Annotated in this window: 2 protein-coding genes; both read left to right on the plus strand. The window is 64.9% G+C overall.

Translation table 11 applies throughout. The features are described 5' to 3' along the window. The first annotated feature begins 106 nt into the window (after positions 1–106). On the plus strand, positions 107–772 hold the full coding sequence (locus tag V6V89_RS41400; RefSeq protein WP_334625218.1) for a DUF4142 domain-containing protein: 666 nt from the start codon (positions 107–109) through the stop codon (positions 770–772). A gap of 51 nt (positions 773–823) precedes the next feature. Further along, positions 824–1,342, plus strand: a complete 519-nt coding sequence (locus tag V6V89_RS41405) for a MarR family winged helix-turn-helix transcriptional regulator (RefSeq protein WP_334625219.1) — start codon at positions 824–826, stop codon at positions 1,340–1,342. Position 1,343 lies beyond the last annotated feature (1 nt).

Here is a 1,343-nt window from a genome sequence, read left to right on the forward strand (position 1 = left end):
CGGAGGTGAACGTCTGGTGTTCGCGGGCAGGGTCAGGCAACGACGAGGCGCTGGTTCGGCGGGTCGGCGGTGGGCTGTTTCGGCTCTGGTCGGATTCGTTGCTGGCATGCTCGCGCTGCCGGCTGCCGTTCTTGCCGCGCCGGTGGCGCCTGCGCAGTTGAGCGCGGCGGATTTGGCGCTGTTCGACGGTGTCCGTCTTGCTGGTTTGTGGGAGATGCCTGCCGGTCAGATGGCGGCGGAGCGCGGTAGTCGGCAGCGGGTCCGGGAGGTGGGTGCGGAGATCGCGGCTCAGCATGCCGAGTTGGATCAGTTGGTTGTCGACGCGGCTAATAAGGTTGGTCATCAGCTGCCTACTAAGCCCAACGATACCCAGCAGGGGTGGCTTGATGAGATGCGTACCGCGTCGTCGGATCGGGAGTTCGATCAGATTTTCGTGGATCGGTTGCGTGCGGCGCACGGCAAGATTTTTCCGGTGATCGGTGCGGTGCGGTCCGGTACTCGCAATGAGGTGGCAAGGCAGTTGGCGCAGGAGGCCAATCAGTTTGTGCTTAATCATATGAGTCTGCTGGAGAGCACTGGCATCGTGCGGTATGGGGCGTTGCCGCCGGCTGCGTTGCCCGCTGAGCAGGCGCCGGCTGACTCTCTGCAGGAGGCGGCGTTGGCGGGTACGGCGACTGGTAGCGGGTTTAGTCCTACGGCGATCTGGGGTGTGTTACTGATCGCTGTGGCGGTTGGGGGCGTGTTTACGTACCGGATGTTTCGGCCGCGGTAGCTGTTCGTGGTCGGTGTTGTGGGTGTGCGAGTATTTCCTGTTGTGGCAGGGGTGGCGGGTACGCGTAAGCGGTCGATGGACAGCGCCATGGTGACGGACGGGTTGTTGGGTACGAGCCGGGTGTTGGTGGCTTTGGCGGCGCGGTCGTTGGGTCAGTTGGATGCGGATGTCACGCTCGTGCAGTACCGGGCTTTGGTGGTGCTGGCCTCCCGTGGGCCTCAACGGACGATCGATCTGGCTACCGAGTTGGAGGTCGCGCCGTCTACCGTGACCCGGATGTGTGATCGGCTGGTGCGTAAGGATCTCGTGCGCCGGTATCGCCGTGTGGAGGACAGGCGGGCGACCTGGGTTGGTCTGACTGAGGTGGGGCGGGATCTGGTGGGTGAGGTGATGCGCCGTCGCCGCCGTGCTATCAGCCAGCTGGTGCGGGCCGTGCCGATGGCCGATCCGGCCGTCCTGGCCGAGGTTCTGGAGGCGTTCGTGCATGCCGCTGGCGAACTGCCGGAGTCGCAGTGGTGGCAGTGTTGGCGGGTGTCGGCGACGCCACCACCCGACACAGTGACCGCCTGAC

The sequence above is a fragment of the Micromonospora sp. CPCC 206061 genome (assembly GCF_036906915.1).
Classification (GTDB): Bacteria; Actinomycetota; Actinomycetes; order Mycobacteriales; family Micromonosporaceae; genus Phytohabitans.

What these genes read in the sequence shown, in the direction of transcription:
- V6V89_RS41400 (WP_334625218.1), top strand. Translation starts at nt 107, where the DNA reads ATGCTCGCGCTGCCGGCTGCCGTTCTTGCCGCGCCGGTGGCGCCTGCG.